The sequence below is a fragment of the Streptomyces sp. NPDC058375 genome (genome assembly GCF_042723425.1).
Classification (GTDB): domain Bacteria; phylum Actinomycetota; class Actinomycetes; order Streptomycetales; family Streptomycetaceae; genus Streptomyces; species Streptomyces durocortorensis.
Genome location: NZ_JBHXJG010000473.1, coordinates 1 through 1,925 on the forward strand (window position 1 = coordinate 1; position 1,925 = coordinate 1,925).

At 71.0% G+C, this 1,925-nt stretch carries 1 protein-coding gene; it reads right to left on the reverse strand.

What is annotated here, in order from left to right; all coding sequences use genetic code 11:
• On the reverse strand, window positions 1–1,925 hold a 1,925-nt coding region (locus ACFWM7_RS35155; RefSeq protein WP_383268822.1), incomplete at both ends, for a polyketide synthase dehydratase domain-containing protein.

The window sequence follows — 1,925 nt, forward strand, 5'->3', positions numbered from 1 at the left end:
CGCGCCACCATCCGGCCCAACGTCCCCGTCGCCCCCGTCACCACAACCGTGCCATCACCCCACTCGATGACCTCACCAACACCAACACCAACACCGGCACCAACACCAGCACCAGCACCAGCACCAGCACCGGCACCGGCAGCAGGCATCAGACGCGGCGCCAACAACTGCCCACCCCGCACCGCAACCTGATCCAGCCCCGAACCCACCACATCCCGCACCACGTCCGGCACACCACCAGAACCGAACCCGGCAGCACCCGCCTCCAGATCCACCAGCACAATCCGACCCGGATACTCCGACTGCGCCGACCGCAACAACCCCCAGACCGACGCACCCGCCAGATCCACCACCCCCTCCCCCTCAACCACACCCAACGCACCCCGCGTCACCACAACCAGCCGACACCCCTCAAACCGCTCATCCGCCAGCCACCCCCGCACCCACTCCAACACCCCACCCACAACATCCCGCACCCCACCAGGCACACCCGCCCCAGCACCACCAGCACCAACCGGCACCTCAAAAACATGCGTACCCCCCACCCCAGGCACACCACCACCAACCAACACCAACTCCCCAACCACCCCAACAACCCCCGAAACCGCAACCCGCTCCCACCTCACGAAGAACTGGTTGTCGCCGCGTGTCCCGCTCGCCGCCGCCAGGGCCTCCTTCGACACCGGGCGCGTGGCCAGCGACTCGACAGTGGCGACCAGCGCACCGGTCTCGTCGACCGCCGTCAGCGAGACCTCCGACACGGCGGCGCCGGGAACCGGCAACGTGAGCCGGACGCGCAGCATGGGCGAAGCGGCGCCGTACACGTGCACACCACTCCAGGCGAACGGGAGCTGCGTCTGGTCGTCCTGCGTCGCGATGCCGGGCAGCAGCGCGTGCAGCGCCGCGTCCAGCAGGGCTGGGTGCACCACGTAGCGGGGCGCGTCCGCGCGGCAGCTGTCCGGAAGCGAGATCTCGGCGTACACCTCGCCGTCGCCCCGCCACACGCGGCGCATCCCCTGGAAGGCAGGGCCGTACGCGTAGCCCTGGTCGGCCAGGCGCTCGTAGACGTCGTCGAGCGGCACTTCGGTGGCGACTTCGGGCGGCCAGACCGTGAAGGCGTCGGCCCGGGTGGCATCGGCTCCGTCCTCCCGCATACCGAGGGTTCCCTCACCGTGCACCGTCCAGGCGCGGTTCACGTCGCCGTCCGCGTCGGCCGGACGGGAGAAGATGCCGATCTCGCGTCGGCCGGTGTCGTCGGGTGCGCCCACCCGGACGGACACCTGGATCCCGCCCTGTTCGGGCAGCACCATCGGTGCGACGAGGCGCAGCTCCTCGACACGGTCGCAGCCGACCTCGTCGGCGGCGCGGGCGGCGAGCTCAAGGAGCCCCGTGCCCGGTACGAGGACCGTGTCGAAGATGGTGTGGTCGGTGATCCAGGGGTGGGAGCGTGCGGAGAGGCGCCCGGTGAGGACGGTCTCGTCGGTGTTGGCCAGGGCGAGCGCGGCCCCGAGCATCGGGTGGCCGAGGTCCTCCAGCCCCAACGCGGCCGGGTCGCCGGGAGAGGCGGTCTCCTCCAGCCAGTAGCGCTGGCGCTGGAAGGCGTAGGTGGGCAGGGGGACGCGCCGGGCGCCGGGCAGGACTTCCTGCCAGCCGATGCGGACGCCGCGGGTGTGCAGCCGGCCAAGGAGCAGGGCCAGGGTGGTGAGTTCGTCCTGGTTGCGGCGCAGCGCAGGGGCCGCCACGCTCGGGCCGTCCTCCGTCCCGGACTCGATCATGGAGCAGAGGACGGCGTCCGGGCCGATCTCCACGAAGTCGGACACACCCTCCTTGCGCAGGGTGTTGACGGCGTCGTGGAAGCGGACGGTGCCACGCAGCTGACCGACCCAGTACTCCGGAGCGGTCAGCTCACCCGGAACGGCCACCTT